We start from the raw sequence: 20,063 nt of genomic DNA on the forward strand, positions 1-20,063 counted from the left end.
GTTCTTGACAAGATGGACCCCTCGGACCGGACGAGTACGCAGGTGATGATGGTGAGCAGTCCCTTTGGTGGTGGACGGCCGGCCGGGCCGCCGCGGCTCCCGACGCCGCCCACCGGCTGGCCGATCGGGTCGTACGGCACCTACCAGGAAGCCCAGCGCGCGGTGGACTTCCTGGCGGAGAGCGAGTTCGCGGTCACCGACGTGACCATCGTCGGCGTGGACCTGATGCTCGTGGAGCGCGTGATCGGCAGGCTCACGCTGGGCCGGGTCCTGGGCGCGGGCGCGATGTCCGGCGCGTGGTTCGGGTTGTTCGCCGGGCTGCTGCTGGGCCTGTTCGTGAACCAGGGCTTCGCGTTGCAACTGCTCACCGGACTCGTGCTCGGTGTCCTTTCGGGTCTGTTGTTCGCCGGGATCGGCTATCGCGCCTCGCGCGGGCGCCGCGACTTCTCGTCGGCGAGCCAATTGGTCGCCGGCCGCTACGACGTGCTGTGCCAGCCGCGTTCCGCCGAACAGGGGCGGGACCTGCTCTCGAAGCTCGCGCTGAAGCCGCCGCCCGCCACGGCCTGAGGTCGTTGTACCGTCCGGCGTTGTCTTGTACGCCAACGCCGGGCGGTCACTCCACACAATCAGGGGTGGGGTCGGGCCGAATTCGGGTTGTGCTCTTCGTGAATTCGTGCTTGGTCACCCGAATGGCAGCACTCCCGGTTCACAGTTCACCCCGGTATTTCCGGCGTTTCACACTGCAGTGGGCTTAATCGTTACCGATACTGCTTGCGGGGTGTGATCGCCCGGCATAGGTTGTCCGACACCAGTCGGGCGGCCGCGTCCTCCAGCGCGACCGGCCGAGCACTAGCACGTCGGGGTGCTGGCGCGACTCGCCTCATCGCGTCGTGATGCCTGGGGGCGTCACGGTAACCGGCGTGCGCGGGTGAGGAGGCTTTTGTTCGATGGGGAAAAAGAGGCTACGGGGACGCTCGCCCGCCCGGACGGGCGCGCTGCTGGCCGCCGGACTGGTGGCCACGGGTCTGCTCGCCGCGTGCGGCACGGACTCCGGGACGAAGATCAACGTGTACTACGCGCCCGAGGACAATTTCCAGAGCGTTGTGGACAACTGCAACAAAGCCGCGGGCGGGCGCTACGAAATCGTCTACAACAAACTCCAGCGCGGCGCCGACGACCAGCGAATCCAGATGGCGCGCCGCCTCGCCGCCGGTGACACCTCGATGGACATCCTCGGGCTCGACGTCACGTGGGTCTCGGAGTTCGCGGAGGCCGGCTGGGCCGAGGAGTGGACGGGCCAGAACAAGGCGGCCGCGTCCGACGGTGTGCTGCAGGGCCCGCTCGAAACGGCCACCTACAACGGAAAGCTCTACGCCGCACCGAAGAACACCAACGTGCAGCTGCTCTGGTACGACGACCGCATCACCCCGAACCCGCCGAAGACGTGGGACGAGATGATGCAGATGTCGCAGCAGCTGAAGAAGGAAAAGAAGCCCTACAGCATCGTGTTCACCGGCGCCCAGTACGAAGGCCTGGTCGTCATCTACAACACGCTGGTGGAATCGCTCGGCGGCCACATCCTCTCCGACGACGGCAAGTCCGTGGTGATGGACCAGGGCGCGGTCGACGCGCTGGCGCTGCTCAAGCAGGTCACGTCGTCGGGCATCACGGACCCGTCGCTGACCAACCAGAAGGAGGACGACGTCCGCCAGACGTTCCAGCGCGGCAACGCCGCGTTCGAGCTCAACTGGCCGTTCGTCTACGCCTCCTACGCCGAGGAGAAGCCGCAGGACCTCGCGCACTTCAAGTGGGCGGTGTACCCGGAGGCGAAGGCCGGCATGCCGGCGAAGACGACCATCGGCGGTTACGACCTCGCGGTGAGCACCTACTCGCAGCACAAGCCCGAGGCGTTCGAAGCGGCGTTGTGCTTGCGCAGCGCGGAGAACCAGAAGTTCTCGGCCATCAACGACGGCGTGCCGCCGACCATCGAATCGGTGTACCACAACGACGTTCCGCTCGACCCGTCGAAGCCGGCTTCGGCCGACAACCCGAACATGGCCATCAAGTACCCGATGCGCGACACCATCCTCGACGCGTTGAAGACCGCCGCGGTGCGCCCCCTTTCCCCGGCGTACCAGAACGCGTCCACGGTGATGTCGAAGATCCTGTCGCCGCCGTCGGAGATCGACCCGCCCGTGACGGCCCAGCAGCTGCGGGAACAACTCAGTGACGCGCTCCAGTCGAAGGGAGTGATCCCGTGACCGTCCAGGACCCCTCAACCGGCACCGCCGACACCACCGGCGCACCGGCCGCGCACGAGGCCGTGAGCCACCGCAAGGGAAAACCCGTTCTGAGCGAGGGGAAGAGGGCCGAACGACGGCTGGGCCTGTGGCTCTGCGCGCCGGCCTTCCTCGTGATGATCGCGGTCACGGGCTACCCGATCGTCTACTCGATCTGGCTTTCGCTGCAGCGCTACGACCTGCGGTTCCCGGCGCAGCAGGAGTTCGTCGGGTTCGCCAACTACGGGGCCGTGCTCACGAGCTCGTACTGGTGGACCGCGTTCGGCACCACGATGTTCCTGACCGTGGTGTCGGTGGCGATCGAGTTCGCGCTCGGCATGGCGCTCGCGCTGATCATGCACCGCACGCTGGTGGGTCGCGGGCTCGTGCGCACCGTCGCGCTGATCCCGTACGGCATCGTCACCGTGGTGGCCGCGTTCTCGTGGTACTTCGCGTGGACGCCGGAGACCGGCTACCTCGCCAACGCCCTCGGCGAAGGCGCGGCGCCGCTCACCCAGCAGTGGCCGTCGCTGTTCATCATCATCCTCGCCGAGGTGTGGAAGACCACGCCGTTCATGGCGCTGTTGCTGATGGCCGGTCTCGCGCTGGTGCCGGAGGACCTGCTCAAGGCCGCGGCGATGGACGGCGCGAGCGCGTGGCAGCGGTTCACCAAGGTGATGCTGCCGGTGATGAAGCCCGCGATCCTCGTGGCGCTGCTGTTCCGCACGCTCGACGCGTTCCGCATCTTCGACAACATCTACGTGCTCACCAACGGAGCGCAGGATACGGGTTCGGTGTCGATGATGACCTACGACAACCTCGTCAAGGGTCTCAACCTCGGCATCGGTTCCACGATGGCCGTGCTGATCTTCATCACGGTGGCGATCATCGCGTTCCTCTTCATCAAGGTGTTCGGCACGGCCGCACCCGGTACGGACGACGGGGGTAAACGCTGATGGCCATCGGTGGTGCGGTCACGACCGGCCGCAAAGTGAGCTGGGGCCTCATCGACATCCTCGTCGTGGCCTTCGCGCTGATCCCCGTGCTGTGGATCATCTCCCTGTCCTTCAAGACGAAGGACACGCTCAACGACGGCAGCTTCTGGCCCCAGCAGTGGACGCTGAAGAACTACGCCGACATCTTCCAGACGTCGGAGTTCCTGCGGGCCTTGGTGAACTCGATCGGCATCGCCGTGATCTCCACGGTGATCGCGGTGGTGCTGGGCACGATGGCGGCCTACGCCATCGCGCGCCTCGCGTTCCCCGGCAAGCAGCTGCTCGTGGGGCTCTCCCTGCTGATCGCGATGTTCCCGCAGGTCTCGCTCGTCACACCGCTGTTCAACATCGAGCGCAACCTGGGCCTGTTCGACACGTGGCTGGGCCTGATCCTGCCCTACATCACGTTCGCCCTGCCGCTTTCGATCTACACGCTCTCGGCGTTCTTCCGGGAGATCCCGTGGGAGCTCGAAAAAGCGGCGAAGATGGACGGCGCGACGCCGGCCCAGGCGTTCCGGAAGGTGATCGCGCCGCTGGCCGCACCGGGCGTGTTCACCACGGCGATCCTGGTGTTCATCTTCTGCTGGAACGACTTCCTGTTCGCCATCTCGCTCACGTCCACCACGGCGTCGCGCACGGTGCCGGCCGCGTTGTCGTTCTTCACCGGGTCTTCGCAGTTCGAGGACCCGACGGGCCAGGTGAGCGCGGCCGCGGTCGTGATCACCGTCCCGATCATCCTGTTCGTGTTGTTCTTCCAGCGTCGCATCGTGGCGGGGCTGACGTCCGGTGCGGTGAAGGGCTGACCCATGGCTGAAATCGTCCTCGACAAGGTTTCGAAGCGTTACCCCGACGGCGCGCTCGCGGTGTCCGAAGTGGACATCACGATCGCGGACGGCGAGTTCATCATCCTGGTCGGCCCGTCCGGCTGCGGGAAGTCGACCACGCTCAACATGGTGGCCGGCCTGGAGGACATCTCGTCCGGTGAGCTGCGCATCGACGGGCAGCGCGTGAACGAGCGCGCCCCCAAGGACCGCGACATCGCGATGGTGTTCCAGTCCTACGCGCTCTACCCGCACATGAGCGTGCGGGAGAACATGGCGTTCCCGCTGCGGCTGGCCAAGGTGGACGACGCCACGGTGCGCGCGAAGGTGGAGGAGGCCGCGAAGATCCTCGACCTCACCGCGCACCTGGACCGCAAGCCGGCGAACCTCTCCGGTGGCCAGCGCCAGCGCGTGGCGATGGGGCGCGCGATCGTGCGCAACCCCAAGGCGTTCCTGATGGACGAACCACTGTCCAACCTGGACGCGAAGCTGCGTGGCCAGATGCGCACGTCGGTGTCGAAGATCCAGAAGCAACTCGGCACGACCACGTTGTACGTGACCCACGACCAGACCGAGGCCATGACGTTGGGTGACCGCGTGGTGGTGCTGCGGGCCGGTTACGTGCAGCAGATCGGCTCGCCGCAGTTCCTCTACGACAACCCGGCGAACCTGTTCGTGGCGGGCTTCATCGGCTCGCCGTCGATGAACTTCGTGCCGGCGACGCTGGAGAACGGTGAGCTGCACAGCCCGCTGGGCACCACGCCGCTCACCGACCGGGTGCGCCGGATGGCCGAGGCCGCTGACGCGCCGCGCGAGCTGATCGTGGGCGTCCGGCCCGAGAACTTCGAGGACGCGTCGCTCATTGACGCCGCCCAGCGCACAGCGGGCTCCACGTTCACCGCGCACATCGACGTGCTCGAGTCGATGGGGTCGGAGAAGTTCGCGCACTTCACGGTGGAAGGCGAGGTGGCCACGTCGGCCGAGCTCGCCGAGCTGGCCGCCGACAGCGGTTCCGCCGACGTGCCGGGCGCCGAGTCGCTCATCGTGGCCCGGCTTTCGGCCGAGTCGCGGGCGGCGGAGAACACGGATCTGGAGATCTGGTTCGACGCGGACAAGGTGAAGCTGTTCGACCCGAGCAACGGGCGGAACCTCACCTACGAGGGGTAACCGGTCGAGACGACGGCCCCTTCCGCTTCCCGCGGAGGGGGCCGTCGTCGTGTCGAGGGAGTTGTGTCGAGCGAGTTCGGAGCGAGCCGTGCTCAGGGGATCTTGGCGAACACCAGCGTGGCGACCTGGGTCGCCGCCGGGCACGCGGCCGCGCCGCCCGAACCGCTCGTGTCCACCACGCTCACCACGGCCTGCTCGCCGCGGCCCGGTGTGTCGGGCGAGGGCTGGCTGGTCGTGAGGCGGCAGAACGCGCCGTCGGTGCTCTGGCGGGCCGTGCGGCCGCCGAGGGTTTCGCTCGCGCCCGCCGGGGCCTGTTTCTGCACGGAGAACTCGACGCTCACCGTGCCGCGGATGCACGAGTGGCCGGACAACCCGGCCGAGGGCTGTGTGCCGGCGCCGCTGATCGCGTCGAGCTCGTGGACGTTGAGCAGCGCGCACGGGTCGACGCGGCCCCACGAGCGGTCGGGGAACTGGCGGTGGCGCACCTTGCCGCCGGTCGCGGTGGCGAGCACCCCGCCGACCACCGCGTCGGCGTCGGTGCAGCGGTCGTCGGCGGCGCTGGGGCCTTCAGTATCGGAAACCGCGACGTTGAGCCGGATCCCGTCGGCGAACGTCACCACGCGCGAGCACGTGGTGTCGGGCGTGAACCCGGCCTGCTGCACGGCGACGCCGTCGGGCAGCGGCCCGGAGTACTGGTAGGGCTTCACGTTGGGATCGGCCTCGGCCGCCAGCGGGCCCACGCTCACCGTGTGTGGCCGCCCGCTGCGCACGTAGTCGGCGCGGCAGTCGGTGAACGACGAGTCGGGATCGTCGGCCGTCGCGCCGCGCAGGCGCGACACGTCGAGCAGGCTGCAGTAGTCCAGCGTGGTGAAATCACCCAGCGCCGCCACCGCGGTCAACGGCGATGGCGCCTGCGTGGCAGCGGGTGCGGGCACGGCTGCCGACGAGCAAGCGCCGAGCACCAGCGCAGCAGCGAGCGCGACGACCACGGGTCCGAAGGGGAAACGCACGGGGTGCAGTATCACCACGCCGGCGTCGAAAAACAGCCCTGACAGGGAAATCCCACTCCTCGCCGTGGTGTCACCGCAGGTCAGCGCGGCAGGATTTCGGTGCGGCCCGCGCGTGGCGGAGTGGTTCGCCGGTAGGGGCCCCTCGCCCTTAGGGGTCCGAATCGTCCCTTGGAGCGATGCCACGGCGGCGCGGACCTGGTGTCCTGGACTGACTGACCCAACGGGAGGGGACCCACGATGACCGCACCAGTCACGCAGCGGCTGAGCCGCCCGCGCAACGACCGCATGATCGGCGGCGTGTGCGCCGGGCTCGCCCGCCGCTTCGGCACCACGCCGGGCAAGGTCCGCGTGATCGCGCTGCTGTCCTGCCTGCTGCCGGGGCCGCAGTTCGTCGCCTATCTGATCTTGTGGGCCATCATGCCGAGTGAGTGATGACCGCTCCCGGCTGCGGCCACGGTGGTGGCTTGCCGCGGAGCTGACGTATGCCTGAGCCGGCTGGGGGAGCTTGTTCGGCTGCGTTGGCGGCTGTGCCGAAGGGCGCTGTGAGGGAAGCAGATTCCCTCACAGCGCCCTTCAGTGCTTTGAGGTAGGTGCGGGCCCCGTTACGGCTTCGGCGTGGCCTGGTGGGGATGGCGGGGCTGTCGCCACGCGCACATCGCCGCGTCGATCTCCTCCTGGTCCAGCCCGGGGTGCGGCAGGACCGTCGCGCGGCCCGGCTCGGCGCGCAGGCCGTCGAGGATGAGGGCGAGGCAGCGGCGCCACAGGTGCGGCTCGACGGCGCTGGTGTACTCGATCGCGGCGCCGACCATCTGGTGGATGAGCGGCAGATCGGTGGGCACGAGGTCGGCGCGCAGCTGGCCGGACTCCTGCGCGCGCTCCATGAGCCGGGTGATGAGCGGCACCATGTGAGCTTTCACCTCGGCCACGTGCTCGTGCCCGAACGCCTTCGACAGCAGGATCTCGCGCAGCCCGCGGTCGGCGGAGTGCAGCTCGACCGTGCGCCACACGAAGTCGACGAAGCCGTCCCACGGGTCTTCGATGTCGAGGGCCGCCTGCGCGAGGTCGGCGATCTCCTGCAGCCGCTCGGCGAACATGGCCTCGATCAGGTGTTCCTTGCTCGGAAACCGCCGGTAGACCGTGCCGACGCCGAGGCCGGCGTGGTGAGCGACGTCGTCGAGGGTGGCTTCCAGCCCGCGCTTGCCGAAGACGGCTCGGGCGGATTCGAGGATGCGCCGGCGGTTGAGTTCGGCGTCACGCCGCAGCGGCCGCGCCGGTGCGGCGGGAGCAGCGTCCCGTGTCATGGCTACCAGGTTACCAAAAGAAGTCGAGGCACCATCTCCGGTTTTTGTGTACCTTGGGTCGAGTAAGGGGAGGGACCTACTCCACATAGCGTTCTGATCACTATCCGTGAGGGAAATCCGCATGCCTGACTCGACGGCCACGCTCGAACGTCCGGGGGAGGACGCGCCGAGCCACGCCGAAAACCCGCACCACTCCAGACGCTGGGCGATCCTCGTGATGATCGGCCTGGCTCAGCTGATGGTGGTGCTCGACGCCACCGTCGTGAACATCGCGCTGCCTTCGGCGCAGGTCGACCTCGGCTTCTCCAACGACGCCCGCCAGTGGGTGGTCACCGCGTACGCGCTCGCGTTCGGCAGCCTGCTGCTGCTCGGCGGGCGGCTCGCGGACGTGTTCGGCCGCAAGAACGCCTTCCTCGTCGGGCTCGCCGGGTTCGCCGCGGTGTCGGCGATCGGCGGTGCGGCGAGCAGCATCGAGATGCTGCTGATCGCCCGCGCGGCGCAGGGGGTGTTCGGCGCGCTGCTCGCGCCGGCCGCGCTTTCCTTGCTCACCACCACGTTCACCGACCCGAAGGAACGCGGCCGTGCGTTCGGCGTGTTCGGCGCGATCGGTGGTGGCGGTGCGGCCATCGGCCTGCTGCTGGGCGGCGTGCTCACCGAGTACCTCGACTGGCGCTGGTGCATGTTCGTGAACATCGTCTTCGCGGTGATCGCCTTCATCGGCGGCGCGCTGCTGCTGCGCCGCCAGGAGGCCGACGGCCCGCGTCCGAAGCTCGACCTGCCGGGCACGATCAGCGCTTCGGCCGGTCTGTTCGCGCTGGTCTACGGCTTCTCCAACGCCGAGCACGACTCGTGGGGCTCGATCTCGGTGTGGGGCTTCCTCACGGCCGGGGTGGTGCTGCTGGTCACGTTCGTGGTGCTGCAGCAGCGCGTGCGGCACCCGTTGCTGCCGCTGCGCGTGCTGCTCGACCGCGACCGCGGGGGCGCCTACCTCGCGATGTTCCTGCTCGCGATCGGGATGTTCGCGATCTTCCTGTTCCTCACGTTCTACGTGCAGCTGAACCTGAAGTTCACGCCGATCCAGAGCGGCTTCGGCTTCCTGCCGATGGTCGCGACGCTGATGATCGCCGCCACCACCGCCACGAGCGTGCTGCTGCCGCGCTTCGGCCCGAAGCCGCTCGTGCCCACCGGCATGCTCATCGCCGCCGGCGGCCTGCTCTGGCTGAGCGCGATCGACCTCGACAGCACCTACGTCGGCGGTGTGCTCGGCCCGCTCATGGTGATGGGCCTGGGCATCGGCCTGTCGATGGCGCCGTCGATGAGCGTCGCGACCTTCGGCGTGGAACTGCACGACGCCGGCGTCGCGTCGGCCACGGTGAACACCATGCAGCAGGTCGGCGGCTCGATCGGCACCGCGCTGCTGAGCACCCTCGCGGGCAACGCGGCCACCACGTTCCTGGCCGGCCGCGCGCCCACGCCGCAGCTCGCTGCCGAGGCCGCCGTGCACAGCTACACCACGGCGTTCACCTGGGCCGCGGTCATCTTCGCGGCCGGCGCGGTGATCACCGGCCTGCTGCTGCGCCCGGGCGCGCCCCGCGGCGCCGCGGTGGTGCCGGCGGTGCACGTGTAGTCACTGATCGGGGGTGAACGGTCCCGTTCCCGGCGCTGTCGGGAGCGGGACCGTTCTTTTTTCAACGGCGGTAACCCGCGTTCCGGGGTGTCCGACTCACCGGACATGACGGACCCTGCGAAGGTCTTCTTCCGCGATCCCGCTTACGACGGTCAGTTCACGCGCACGCTCAACGCCGCGGTGGTGCACGCGGCCGATCTCGGCGAGGCGTTCGCGACGGCACGCGGCGTCGGCAAGCTCTCCGGCGGCGGCTGGTACGACGCGTGGTCGGCACCGGCGGACCGGGCGCGTGTGGCGGGCGACTCCGCGCTGGCGGCGGGCGACCGCGTGAGCGCGCGCCACGCGTTCCTGCGCGCCAGCGAGTACTTCCGGCAGGCCTACTTCTTCCTCCGGTCCGATGTGGACGATCCACGGGTGCAGGCGGCGTACCAGGGTCACGTCGAAGCGTTCGCGGAGGCGGCGAAGCTCCTCGAGCACCCGGCCGAACAGGTGCGGATCCCGTACGAGGACACGACCCTGCACGGCTACCTCTTCGCGCCGCACACCTCCGGCACGCCGCGGCCCACCGTCGTGCTGCCCTGCGGTTACGACTCCACGGCCGAGTCGGGCTGGCTCGACGTGCCCGGCGCCGTCGACCGCGGTTACAACGTGCTCGTGTTCGACGGCCCCGGCCAAGGCGAGACGCTCTACGTCCAGCACCGCTACCTGCGCCACGACTTCGAAAACGTGCTCACGCCCGTGCTCGACTGGCTGCTCGAGCGGCCCGGGGTCGACCCGGCGAAGATCGTGCTCGTCGGCCGCTCCTTCGCCGGCTACCTCGCTCCGCGCGCCGCCACCGCGGAGCACCGGATCGCGGCGCTCGTGTGCGATCCCGCGCAGCCGGACCTCGGCGCGCGCGTGCCGTCCGGTCCGCTCGCGCTGGCGGCCGTGCCCGTGGTGCGGGCGCAGATGAGCCGCAGCGCCGACCGCGCGGAGTTCTTCCGCGCCCGCATGGCCGCCCACGGTCTCGATTCCGTGCGCGCGTACTTCAGCGAGCTGCGCCGGTTCACGATGCTGGCCCAGGCGGGGGACATCACCTGCCCGGCCCTGCTCGTGGAGTCCGAACACGACTTCACCGCCGGCGGCGGACCGGTGCTGCGCGAGGCCCTCACCACGCCGGCCCAGGTCGTGCGGCTCACCGCGGCCGAAGGCGCCGACGGGCACTGCGCGGGTCTCGGCCAGCAGGTCTGGACCGGCACGGTCTACCCGTGGCTGGGCAAGACGCTCGCCGCCTCACTTGTCGGCTGAGAACCGTTCCCACGCCGACTGCCGGGTCACGCCCAGCGCCTCGCCGATGCGTGCCCACGCGACGCCGCGGGTGCGCAGGAGGTCGACCTGGGCCTGGATGCGCGCGTCGGTCTGGGCGCTCACCATGGCCATGCGCGGGATGCTCTGCAGGATCTCCTCGTCGGATTTGCGGTCCCACAGCGTGACTTCCGGCGTGGCCGGCTCGTGCTGCCCGGCCAGGATCTCGCCGCACAGGCTCACGCAGCCGTCGCAGATGTACACACCGGCGCCGGAGATGAGCTTGCTGACTTCGGCGGCGGGCTTGAGGCAGAAGGAGCAGTAGCTGTCGTCGGTCATCGGAACGCCTCCCAGTGCGTGTCAGGACTGCCCTGACAGTAGCGGCGTCAGGGCAGTCCTGACAAGGCCTGAGTGGCCCTGTCGTAAGCCGACGATCAGGCAGGAATCACGGCCGGTTCGTGCGCAGCGCCTCGATCACGTCGTCGTCCCACCGGTGTGTGCGGATCAGCCGGTAGCGCTCCGCCGCGACCCAGATGTAGGCCTCCGCGTCGGTGCGGTCGCCGATCAGGTCGGCCTGGCGCAGCATGCCGGTGACGGGCGTGAACTCCTCGTCGTACCAACGTTGGGCCAGCTTCGCGCGGTCGGTGTAGCGGCCCTCGTCCTGCATCAGCCGGAAGCCCCACGCCTCCACGTGCTCGCCGAGCTTCGCGTAGTCCCACGGGTCGGACATGATCACCGACGCGCGCGCGTGGCCGGTGAGCGGCACGCGCTCGAGGAAGAGCCGCCGGTAGTCCTTCACGATGAGGTCGCCGCGGTAGCGGATGCCGGTGGGGTTGAGCGTCGTGCGCACCGCGGTGACTTGGGCCTCTATTGTGGACAGACCCTGGGCGTGGGCGACCGACACGCGGTGGTGGCCGTCGATGATGAAGTGCAGTTCGCCCACGCGGTACACCTCGATCGGCGGAATGGCCTCGCCGCGCCGGGACGCCAGGGCCAGCCGTTCCCAACGTTCGCGCACGCGCCCGGACGTCGGGCGGAAGCGGCGGTCGAAGTCGCGGCTGCGGTCCACCGTGCCCACGATCGAGTCGAGAGTGATCACCCGCAGTCCGATGCGTGATTCGCCCGCGTAGCCCAGCGCGTCGACGACCTCGTGGAACGGCAGCATGATGTTCACGTCGTCGGGCTCGCGGCGCAGCCAGGTGGACAGTCGCGAAAGGACCTGGCCGCGGCGGGCGCGCAGGAAGTCGTGTTCGGCGTCGGCGCGTGGGAAACCGGTGGGTCTGGTCATCGCGGGAACTCCATGATCCGGTGGCCCACCACGTTGCGCACGCGGGTGGTGCCGACCACGCGGTCGGGCACCGGTTCGCCGTGCGGGTGGATGTGGCCGTGCAGCAGCCAGCGCGGCCGCAGCGTGGCGATCGTGCGGTGCAGGCAGGCGAAACCGCGGTGCGGTGGATCGTCGCGGTCCCCGAGGTGCAGCGGTGGGGAATGGGTGAGCAGCACATCGACTTCACGCCCGTCGCGCCGGCGGCGCCACCGAGCGCGCCACTCGAGCCCGCGGGCCCGGCGCGACTGCTGGCGCTGGGTCCACTGGTTCGGGCCCTCGTTGTAGCGGATCGAACCGCCGAGCCCGGCGATCCGGAGCCCGGCGACGTCGACGACGCGCCCGTCGGCGTTGATCCCGCCCGCGGGGCCGGGCCACTCGGTCGGGAAACCGTCCTTCATGGACAGTCCGCCGTACCGCGTGTAGCCGCTCAGGTCGGGATCGTGGTTGCCGGGCACGAACACGCACGGCACGTCGAGCGAGCCGGCGAGGAACTCGAGGTAGTCGTACGGCAGGTCGCCGGCGCCGACCACGAGGTCGACGTGGAGCGAGCGGACCGCGCCGGTCCACAGCCGCTCGTCGACCTCGTCGGCCACCACCAGCGCTTTCGGCATGGGCCCAGGGTAAGGCCTGCCGGCGTCACTTCATGCCGTGCGAGAACCCCGGGTTGAGGCTGATCACGGTGACGATGCCGAGGATCCAGACGATCCCGAGGGTCAGGGCCCAGAACTTGAGGTTGGTGAGGCAACGAGGCATGGGAGTACTCCTGTAGCGCTACCGGGTGAACGGAACGGGGACCGCGTGGCGGCTAGAGCCAGCCGTTCTTCCGGAATATTCGGTACAGGAGCAGGCAGATCGCGAAGATCACCGTGACCGCGATCGGGTAGCCGAACTTCCAGTGCAGCTCGGGCATGTAGTCGAAGTTCATGCCGTAGATCCCCGCGCCCATCGTGGGCACGGTGATGATCGCCGCCCACGCGGTGATCTTGCGCATGTCGGTGTTCTGCTGCAGCGAGATCTTCGCGACGGTGGCGTCGACCAGGGTGCTCAGCAGTTCGTCGAACGCGGCCACGCGCTCGGACACGGTCACGAGGTGGTCGGCGACGTCGCGGAAGTACGAGCGCACCTCGTCGGGCACCAGCCGCGTGTACCCCTCGGCCAGGCGTGACACGGGCGTGGCGAGCGGCAGCACGGCGCGGCGCAGCTCGAGCACTTCCCGCTTCATCAGGTAGATCTGCTCGGCGCTCACGAGCGAGCGCGGCGCGAACACCTGCGCCTCGATCTCGTCGATGTCGGACTCGATGCGGCTGGAGACCTCGAGGTAGTGGTCCACCACGTGGTCGGCGATGGCGTGGACCACCGCGGCCGGGCCGAGCGAGAGGCGCTCGGAGTCCTCGTCCAGCTCGCGGCGCAGCCGGGCCAAGCCGGAGTGGTTGCCGTGGCGCACGGTGATCACGAAGTCGCGGCCGAGGAACACCATGAGCTCACCGGTCTCGACGATCTCGTTGGCCGTGGTCGGCGACTCGTGCTCCACGTAGCGGACGGTCTTGAGCACCAGGAACAGCGTGTCGTCGTAGCGCTCGAGCTTGGGGCGCTGGTGGGCTTCCAGCGCGTCTTCCACGGCCAGCTCGTGGAGTCCGAACGTTTCTGCGATGCCCTGGATCTGCTCTTCGTCCGGTTCGTGCAGCCCGATCCAGACAAATCCCGCGTGGCGCTTGCGCACCTCTTTGATGGCTTCGGAGTGCGTCCAGCGGCCGGGCAGGCGCGTGCCGTCGACGTACACCGCGCAGTCGACGACATAGGCCGAGAGCGGCACGGGAATCGGCCGCTCGAGCATCGGCTTGGTGCGGCTGCCGCCGCGGCCGCGAAGGCCACCGAGGGAAGGGATGGCAGGCATGGGATCTCCTGGGCTGGCGTCGTGGTGGAACACGAAGACGACGGCCAGGCGGACTTCAGCGTCCGTCCGGCATCACCGGCGTTCCCTGTGCGCCGGACCTACCAGGAGAAAGATCGGTGGGCCGGCCATGTGGGAACGCTGGGACTACTAGGGAGCGGACTATCGCCACTACTCATAAGGCGTTCCTCACCTCCTTCGGGCCGGCGCGATCGTGAAGACGCGGAGAGTGGTGGGGCTCGCGTTGACGCACGAACACCAATGGTCGAGGGTACTCCTCACCACCGGTGAGTGTCGCAAGTGGCTCAGGCGGCGTTACCCAGGCCGGGAGTTGTTCGAGGAGGAGCGCGGGTGGCTATCGCCCTGGAAGAGATCAAGCGGCGGCTGCGCAAGTTCGCCGAGGTCGAGGCGCGCGGCGAGTCGCCGTTGTACGACCACCTCGCCACGCAGTCGGCCGAGGACGACGACGTGGCCGGCTTGCTCGCCGAAGCGCGCGGCGACGACGCCCGCAGCACGCTGCTGCTCGCCGCGGCCCACCGCCTCATCCAGGCCGAGCCGATCCACCCGCTCTCGCGTTACTACCCGTCACTGGGTGGTTTCGACGGCGTCGACAGCGAGACCTGGCCGCTGTTCCGGACCTTCCTGCTCGAACGCGCCGACAAGGCCCGCGCGATCATCTCCACGCGCTACACGCAGACCAACGAGGTCCGCCGCGCCGCGCTCGTGTACCCGGCCGTCGCGGCGGCGGCCAAGGAAGCCGGCGGCAAGATCGCCCTGCTCGAGGTGGGCTGCAGCGCCGGCCTGCTGCTGGGCCTCGACCGGTTCTCCTACCGCTACCAGTGCAACGGCGGCGAGCAGCTCGTCGCCGGCCCGGCCAAGGCGGCCGTCGGCCTGCACTGCGCGCTCGACGTCGCACCTGGTGGCGTGCTGCCGAAGCTGCCGAAGAAGGTCGCGATCGGGGCGCGCGCCGGCCTGGACCGCGCGCCCGTGGACCTCGCCGACGAGGAAGAGCTCGCCTGGCTCGAGGCCTGCGTGTGGGCCGACCAGCCGGACCGCATCCGCCTGCTGCGCACGGCCGCCGCGGAACAGCGCAAGCACGTGCCGCCCCTGATCACCGGCGACGGGGTCGACGACCTGGCCTCCGCCGCGGCGACGCTGCCGGCCGACCTGCCGCTGGTCGTCCTGACCAGCCACGCCCTGCCCTACTTCGGCGACCGCCGGGCCGATTTCGTCGACGCGCTCACGGCGCTCGCCGGGACCCGGCCGCTGTGGTGGGTCACCGAGGGGTACTACGAGGCCGGCCTCAAGCTGGTGCTGCCCGACCGCACCGACCTGGGCTCGCCGGCGCCGGACTCCTGCGTGCTCGGCCTCGTGTCGTGGCCGGACGGGAAGCCGGAGGCCCGGGCGCTGGCGCGGACGACGCCGCGCGGGCAGCGGATGACCTGGCTGCCGGCCTGACGGTCGGCGGCCGCACGCTGTGTAACTTGTGTCACATTCACCCCATCAGTCACAACGGGGGTGGCGTGCGCTTATGCGTCCTCGGATGCACGTGCATTGATGGGAATTGTCCGAGCGGCATTTCCGGTGCTCATCCGGCGGGGGCCGCCTGGATAACACCATTCACCGACTTGTGAAATCCCCACGCATTCGCGCACGCAATCGCGGCAACCCCGAAATTGCCCCGATCGGAATCAGGCTCGCGGCAACGCACCCCAGTCACGCAGGGTCACGAACAAGAGATCCACGAGGCGGCCCGAGGTGTCCAGTTCCACCAGTTCGGCCGAGTCGACCCAGCGCGCGTCGTCGGCGTCGTCGCCCGCCGTGAGGGTGCCGGCGGTGGCGACGCACTCGTAGTCCCGGATGTCGTAGGGGCCGCGGGCGACCATGCCGACGAATGTGTGCGGGGTCACGTCGAGGCCGGTCTCTTCGCGCAGCTCGCGAACCACGGCCTCGGTGTCCGTTTCGCCCTGTTCGACGCGGCCGCCGGGCAGTGACCACAGGCCGCGGCCGGGGTCGTGGCCACGCTGGATGAGCAGCAGCCGGCCCCGCTCGTCGAAGACGATGCCGCCCACGCAGGGCACTCGGGTGTCGTTCGGCAAGCCCATGAGGTCAACCCCGCCTGTGTCAATTCAAGAATGGTCACGCTGTACACGGAGAGTAGCCATACGGTACACTTCGGACGGCCTGCTGACCCATGCGCGGGACTTTCCTGCCGCGTGGGTGGTTGGTGCGGTACAACGTAGAAAGTCAGTTTTCCGGTGCCACGTTTAGAGACGGGATTGATCGCTGTGAACGCGAAGAAGCTTGCGGGTCTCGTGGGTATCGCGTTGGTGCTGTTCTTCGTGATCGCTCAGCCGAACCAGGCGGCAGGTCTCGTCGGCAACATCGTCGACTTCCTGCGTAGCTCGGCCGAATCGGTGGTCTCGTTCGTCAGCAACGTGTTCAACGGCTGACGGGGGATAACCTCGAGACATGTTCGCGCCACGCGACCCCGACGAGTACCTGCTCGACACCGAGCGGCGGGTCATCCGCATCCGCCGCCATTGGGCAGTGCTGCTTTGGGACACGTTCGAGGCGGCGGCTCTGCTCGCCGTCTGCGTACTGATCTCGTACCTGCTGCCGCCGTCGTTGTGGGTGGTGCAGAACATCCTCTGGTACGTCGCGCTGCTGGTCGTGCTGCGGTTCGCCTACGCGGTGGTGCAGTGGTGGGTGGAGCGGCTCGTTGTCACGGACAAGCGGTTCGTGCTGACGAAGGGCGTCATCACCACCAAGGTGCTGATGATGCCGATCACGAAGGTCACCGACCTCACCTACGAACGTCCTGGCTGGGGCCGGGTGCTCGGCTACGGCACGATGGTCGTCGAGTCGGCGGGCCAGATCCAGGCCCTCAACCGCATCGACTACCTGCCGCGGCCCGAGGAGTTCTACGACACGATCTCGGAGCTCGTGTTCGGCGACAAGCAGAAGCAGGCCGAGCGCTTCTCCATGATCAAGGCACAGCGCGCCGCGCGGGGCAAGAAGCCCGTCGGCTGACCTGCGGGCGTTGCCCCAGGTACCGGGGTCGCTGTGACGCAGCGCATCGTCGAGAATGGACACGATGCGCATCGACCTGCACGCCCATTCCACGGCCTCCGACGGCACCGACAGCCCCTCCGGGCTGGTCGAAGCCGCCGTCCGGGCCGGCCTCGACGTGGTCGCGATCACCGACCACGACACCACCGCCGGATGGGGCCCGGCGGCGGAGGCCGTGCCACCGGGGCTGACCCTCGTTCCCGGTGCCGAGCTGTCCACGGTGTCCGTCGACCCGGAAACGGGCTGGCGGATCAGCGTGCACCTGCTCGCGTACCTCTTCGACCCGACCGCGCCGGCGCTCGTCGCCGAGCAGACGCGGCTGCGGGCCGAGCGCCGCACGCGGCTGCGGGCCATGGCGGCCCGCATGACCGCCGACGGCCTGCCGATCGACGCCGACGAGATCATGGGCCTGCTGCCCCCGGACTCGCCCGCCGGCCGCCCGCACCTCGCGCAGGCCCTCGTGCGCGCGGGGCTGGTGTCGAGCGTCGACGAGGCCTTCGCGGAGTACCTCGGCAGCCGCCGCGGCTACTACGTGCCGCGCCACGACACGCCTGTCGAAGAGGCGATCGACATGATCGTCGCGGCGGGTGGCGTCACGGTGATCGCGCACCCCTTCGCCTACAGCCGCGGCGCGACGATCAGCGAGGACACCCTGCGTGACCTCGCCCGGCGCGGCCTCACCGGCGTCGAGGTGGACCACCCCAACCACGAGCCGGCCACGCGGGTGCGCACGCGCGAGCTCGCCGACGAGCTGGGCCTTATCCGCACCGGGTCGAGCGACTACCACGGCACGAACAAGACGATCGGCCTCGGCCAGGAGACGACCGACCCCGGTCAGTTCGAGGAGCTGGTGGCGCGCGCCACCGGGTCGCAGATCGTGAAGGGCTGAGATGGGCCTCGCGCAGTACTTCGACGCGAAGCTGTTCATCAGCGCCACCATCACGCTCATCGTCATCATGGACCCGCCGGGCACCGTGCCGGTGTTCCTGAGCCTCGTCGGCCGCAAGCCCATGGCCACGCGCGTGAAGGCCGCGCGCCAGGCCGTGCTGGTGTCGCTGCTGGTGATCTCGCTGTTCGCCGTGGCCGGGCAGGCGATCCTCGCGTACCTCGGCATCGGCATCCCGGCCTTGCAAGGCGCCGGCGGCCTGCTCCTGCTGCTCATCGCGCTGCAGCTGCTCACCGGCAAGGGCGGCAACGAGCCCGAGGCGACCGACGACGTCAACGTCGCCCTCGTGCCGCTCGGGACGCCGCTGCTGGCCGGCCCGGGCGCCATCGCGGCCACGATCGTGTTCGTCCGCCAGGCCGACGGGCACGTCGGTGCGTACATCGCGCTCGGTCTGGCGATCCTGGCCGTGCACTTCGTGATCTACACGTGCCTGCGCTTCTCCGGGGTGGTGATCCGCGTGATCAAGGAAAGCGGCATCACGCTCGTCGCGAAGATCGCGGGCCTGCTGCTGGCCGCGATCGCGGTGGAGCTGGTGGCGAACTCGGTGAAGGGGTTCATCACCGGGGCCGGATAGTCCTTCGCTCTCGCGTCAGGCGGCGCGGCCGTTCGCCTTCGGCCGAGGGCCGCCCCCGCGCCGGAAAGTGTCGGTGGTGGTGCGTAGCGTGGGCGCCGGAACCGAACGGGGGTCGTGTGAAGGAACAGCTGGGGTTCGATTTCGGCGTGGAGCAGCCAGTGCGGCTCACGAAGGTGTCGCCGGCGCGGTTGAGCACGTTCGAGGACTGCCCGCGCCGCTACCGGTTGAGCTACCTGCAGCGGCCCACCCCGCAGCGCACGGGGCCGTGGGCGCACAGCACGCTGGGCGCGGTGGTGCACAACGCGTTGCGGGCGTTGTTCGACCTGCCCGCGGCCAAGCGCACGGCGCAGCGCGCGATGGCGCTCGTGGGCGAGTATTGGAAGGACGCGGGTTTCGAGGACGCCGAGCAGGCCGCGCGCTACCGAGCGCGGGCGAAGGGCTGGGTCGGGGAGTACGTGGAGGACCACGACGTCACCGAGGACCCGGTGGGCCTCGAGCGCTGGGTTTCCGCGCCCGTGAGTACCACGGGTGGGCAGCCGACCATGATCATCGAGGGCCGCACCGACCGCATCGACCGACGCGGCAGCGAGCTGGTGATCGTGGACTACAAAACGGGCCGGCGCGCGCCTGATGAGTACGAGGCCCGCGCGTCGCAGGCGCTCGCGATGTATGCGGTGGCGTCTTCGCGCACGCTGCGCATGCCGTGCACGAAGGTCGAGCTGCACCACTTGCCCACCGGCACGATCGCCGCGGCCGAACACACGCCGGAATCCCTGAAGCGCCACCTCCAACGCGCCGAGGAAACCGCGGGCGACCTCCGCCTGGCCACCGACACCCTCGACGCGGGCGCCGACGCCGACACCCTCTTCCCCGCCCGCCCCGACCGCCGCTGCTCCTGGTGCGACTTCCGCCCCAGCTGCGCCGAAGGCCAACAAGCCGGCCCCGCCGCGCAACCGTGGGACCTGCTGGCGCCCTGACGTTCTCTCCGTTCCCCTTTTGACGACTGGACTTTGTTCATGGCCTCACCTGACACCGATGAGCTGACCTCTGTCCCTCTCGCCAGTCCGCGCGCTCCTGGTGACGAGCAGCAGGCTGTTGTGCAGCCGTCGGCTGCTGTTGATGGCGCTGTTTCCGGGGATTCCTCGGCGTCGGCGCCGGAGGAGCCGGCCGCGGATGTCGTTGGTGTGGAAGAGACTTCGGCCGAATCGCCGGGCGCGGATGCTGTTGAAGCCGATGCCTTCGCTGAGACGCAAGCCGTGGCTGCGGACGATTCCGCCGCCGATGACGCTGCCGCTTTCTTCTCCGCCGCCAACGCCACCGCGGGCGCCTCCACTGCCGACAACGCCACCGCGGATGACTCCATCGCCGGAGCACCCGTCGCAGCCCCACACCGCATTGAGCCGGCGGTCACGGGCAAACCACGCGGCCGCTGGTGGCGCGGCTTCACCGGCTCGATCGCCGCGGGCCTCGCAGTACTGGCCGTCGGGGTCCTTGGCGTGGAGGTCGTCTGCCTCGCCACCGGCGCCCCGGGCCCGAACGCGCTGCTCCTCATCGGCCACCCCGTCGCCGCCGTGGTGGCCCTGCTGCTGCAACGCGTCGCCGACCGCCGCTACGGCCGCACCGCCGCCCTGGCGGGCATCGGCGTCCTGCTGGTCACCTTCGCCGCGCTCACCGTCTTCTGGTGGGCGTGACGGCGCACCTGTCCGACACCGAGGCCGCCGAACTCTACGACGCCCTCAACCCCTGGGGCGGCTTCCCCCTCGGACGCC

General features: G+C 69.5%; 22 protein-coding genes. 15 read left to right on the forward strand and 7 right to left on the reverse strand.

What is annotated here, in order from left to right:
* Nucleotides 1-45: 45 nt before the first annotated feature.
* The 5 genes from VSH64_RS42945 to VSH64_RS42965 all read left to right on the forward strand — a co-directional run bounded on the left by VSH64_RS42945 (nucleotide 46) and on the right by VSH64_RS42965 (nucleotide 5,262).
* Nucleotides 46-567: a general stress protein gene (locus tag VSH64_RS42945; protein WP_326838198.1), complete on the forward strand. Its 522-nt coding sequence runs from the start codon at nucleotides 46-48 to the stop codon at nucleotides 565-567.
* 380 nt (nucleotides 568-947) lie between these two features.
* The gene (locus tag VSH64_RS42950; protein ID WP_326568453.1) at nucleotides 948-2,261 is read left to right on the forward strand and encodes an ABC transporter substrate-binding protein; all 1,314 of its coding nucleotides are present in this window, start codon (nucleotides 948-950) and stop codon (nucleotides 2,259-2,261) included.
* Complete coding sequence (locus tag VSH64_RS42955) at nucleotides 2,258-3,235, forward strand: carbohydrate ABC transporter permease (RefSeq protein WP_326568454.1); 978 nt, start codon at nucleotides 2,258-2,260, stop codon at nucleotides 3,233-3,235. The genes VSH64_RS42950 and VSH64_RS42955 overlap by 4 nt, the downstream gene beginning before the upstream one ends.
* On the forward strand, nucleotides 3,235-4,077 hold the full coding sequence (locus VSH64_RS42960) for a carbohydrate ABC transporter permease (protein WP_326568455.1): 843 nt from the start codon (nucleotides 3,235-3,237) through the stop codon (nucleotides 4,075-4,077). The genes VSH64_RS42955 and VSH64_RS42960 overlap by 1 nt, the downstream gene beginning before the upstream one ends.
* 3 nt (nucleotides 4,078-4,080) lie before the next feature.
* Nucleotides 4,081-5,262 (forward strand): ABC transporter ATP-binding protein, encoded by a 1,182-nt coding sequence (locus VSH64_RS42965; protein WP_326568456.1) that lies wholly within the window; start codon nucleotides 4,081-4,083, stop codon nucleotides 5,260-5,262.
* Nucleotides 5,263-5,354: 92 nt separating this feature from the next.
* Here the strand turns inward: VSH64_RS42965 and VSH64_RS42970 are convergent, their stop codons facing one another.
* Nucleotides 5,355-6,272: a hypothetical protein gene (locus tag VSH64_RS42970; RefSeq protein WP_326568457.1), complete on the reverse strand. Its 918-nt coding sequence runs from the start codon at nucleotides 6,270-6,272 to the stop codon at nucleotides 5,355-5,357.
* A gap of 237 nt (nucleotides 6,273-6,509) precedes the next feature.
* Here VSH64_RS42970 and VSH64_RS42975 point away from each other — a divergent pair, with 237 nt between their 5' ends.
* On the forward strand, nucleotides 6,510-6,704 hold the full coding sequence (locus tag VSH64_RS42975; protein ID WP_326568458.1) for a PspC domain-containing protein: 195 nt from the start codon (nucleotides 6,510-6,512) through the stop codon (nucleotides 6,702-6,704).
* A gap of 170 nt (nucleotides 6,705-6,874) precedes the next feature.
* On the opposite strand, the gene VSH64_RS42980 is transcribed toward VSH64_RS42975, so the two are convergent.
* Nucleotides 6,875-7,573: a TetR/AcrR family transcriptional regulator gene (locus VSH64_RS42980; protein ID WP_326568459.1), complete on the reverse strand. Its 699-nt coding sequence runs from the start codon at nucleotides 7,571-7,573 to the stop codon at nucleotides 6,875-6,877.
* 121 nt (nucleotides 7,574-7,694) lie between these two features.
* On the opposite strand from VSH64_RS42980, the gene VSH64_RS42985 reads away from it, so the two are divergent.
* Both VSH64_RS42985 and VSH64_RS42990 read left to right on the forward strand, forming a co-directional pair.
* Entirely contained in the window at nucleotides 7,695-9,200 is a 1,506-nt protein-coding gene (locus tag VSH64_RS42985; RefSeq protein WP_326568460.1) for an MFS transporter, read from the forward strand.
* 105 nt (nucleotides 9,201-9,305) lie between these two features.
* The gene (locus tag VSH64_RS42990) at nucleotides 9,306-10,487 is read left to right on the forward strand and encodes an alpha/beta hydrolase family protein (protein ID WP_326568461.1); all 1,182 of its coding nucleotides are present in this window, start codon (nucleotides 9,306-9,308) and stop codon (nucleotides 10,485-10,487) included.
* Here the strand turns inward: VSH64_RS42990 and VSH64_RS42995 are convergent.
* The 4 genes from VSH64_RS42995 to corA form a co-directional block, all read right to left on the reverse strand.
* Nucleotides 10,473-10,823: a ClpX C4-type zinc finger protein gene (locus VSH64_RS42995; protein WP_326568462.1), complete on the reverse strand. Its 351-nt coding sequence runs from the start codon at nucleotides 10,821-10,823 to the stop codon at nucleotides 10,473-10,475. The two genes, VSH64_RS42990 and VSH64_RS42995, sit on opposite strands and share 15 nt — an antisense overlap.
* Before the next feature lie 106 nt (nucleotides 10,824-10,929).
* Entirely contained in the window at nucleotides 10,930-11,772 is an 843-nt protein-coding gene (locus tag VSH64_RS43000) for a chromosome partitioning protein ParB (RefSeq protein WP_326568463.1), read from the reverse strand.
* Nucleotides 11,769-12,422 carry a metallophosphoesterase family protein gene (locus VSH64_RS43005; protein ID WP_326568464.1) on the reverse strand — a complete coding sequence of 218 codons (654 nt, stop codon included), beginning with the start codon at nucleotides 12,420-12,422 and terminating at the stop codon, nucleotides 11,769-11,771. Before VSH64_RS43005 ends, VSH64_RS43000 begins: the two co-directional genes overlap by 4 nt.
* A 194-nt stretch (nucleotides 12,423-12,616) precedes the next feature.
* A complete protein-coding gene (gene corA, locus VSH64_RS43010) occupies nucleotides 12,617-13,705 on the reverse strand; it encodes a magnesium/cobalt transporter CorA (protein WP_326568465.1) in 1,089 nt (362 codons plus the stop codon).
* A 348-nt stretch (nucleotides 13,706-14,053) separates the two neighbouring features.
* Between corA and VSH64_RS43015 the strand changes: the two genes are divergently transcribed.
* Nucleotides 14,054-15,160: a DUF2332 domain-containing protein gene (locus tag VSH64_RS43015; protein WP_326568466.1), complete on the forward strand. Its 1,107-nt coding sequence runs from the start codon at nucleotides 14,054-14,056 to the stop codon at nucleotides 15,158-15,160.
* Nucleotides 15,161-15,393: 233 nt separating this feature from the next.
* Here VSH64_RS43015 and VSH64_RS43020 read toward each other — a convergent pair whose 3' ends face one another.
* Nucleotides 15,394-15,807, reverse strand: coding sequence for an NUDIX hydrolase (locus tag VSH64_RS43020; protein WP_326568467.1), 414 nt, complete (start codon nucleotides 15,805-15,807; stop codon nucleotides 15,394-15,396).
* Between the two features lie 183 nt (nucleotides 15,808-15,990).
* Here VSH64_RS43020 and VSH64_RS43025 point away from each other — a divergent pair, with 183 nt between their 5' ends.
* From VSH64_RS43025 to VSH64_RS43050, 6 genes are all read left to right on the forward strand, one after another.
* On the forward strand, nucleotides 15,991-16,155 hold the full coding sequence (locus tag VSH64_RS43025; RefSeq protein ID WP_285970301.1) for a hypothetical protein: 165 nt from the start codon (nucleotides 15,991-15,993) through the stop codon (nucleotides 16,153-16,155).
* 19 nt (nucleotides 16,156-16,174) lie between these two features.
* Nucleotides 16,175-16,735 carry a PH domain-containing protein gene (locus tag VSH64_RS43030; protein WP_326568468.1) on the forward strand — a complete coding sequence of 187 codons (561 nt, stop codon included), beginning with the start codon at nucleotides 16,175-16,177 and terminating at the stop codon, nucleotides 16,733-16,735.
* Nucleotides 16,736-16,799: 64 nt separating this feature from the next.
* A complete protein-coding gene (locus VSH64_RS43035) occupies nucleotides 16,800-17,663 on the forward strand; it encodes a PHP domain-containing protein (RefSeq protein WP_456062087.1) in 864 nt (287 codons plus the stop codon).
* Nucleotide 17,664: 1 nt separating this feature from the next.
* On the forward strand, nucleotides 17,665-18,294 hold the full coding sequence (locus tag VSH64_RS43040; protein ID WP_326568470.1) for a MarC family protein: 630 nt from the start codon (nucleotides 17,665-17,667) through the stop codon (nucleotides 18,292-18,294).
* A gap of 116 nt (nucleotides 18,295-18,410) precedes the next feature.
* On the forward strand, nucleotides 18,411-19,271 hold the full coding sequence (locus VSH64_RS43045) for a RecB family exonuclease (RefSeq protein ID WP_326568471.1): 861 nt from the start codon (nucleotides 18,411-18,413) through the stop codon (nucleotides 19,269-19,271).
* Nucleotides 19,272-19,310: 39 nt separating this feature from the next.
* The gene (locus VSH64_RS43050; RefSeq protein ID WP_326568472.1) at nucleotides 19,311-19,985 is read left to right on the forward strand and encodes a hypothetical protein; all 675 of its coding nucleotides are present in this window, start codon (nucleotides 19,311-19,313) and stop codon (nucleotides 19,983-19,985) included.
* The last annotated feature ends 78 nt before the right edge of the window (nucleotides 19,986-20,063 follow it).

It is taken from the genome of Amycolatopsis rhabdoformis, from assembly GCF_035918295.1.
Lineage (GTDB): Bacteria > Actinomycetota > Actinomycetes > Mycobacteriales > Pseudonocardiaceae > Amycolatopsis > Amycolatopsis rhabdoformis.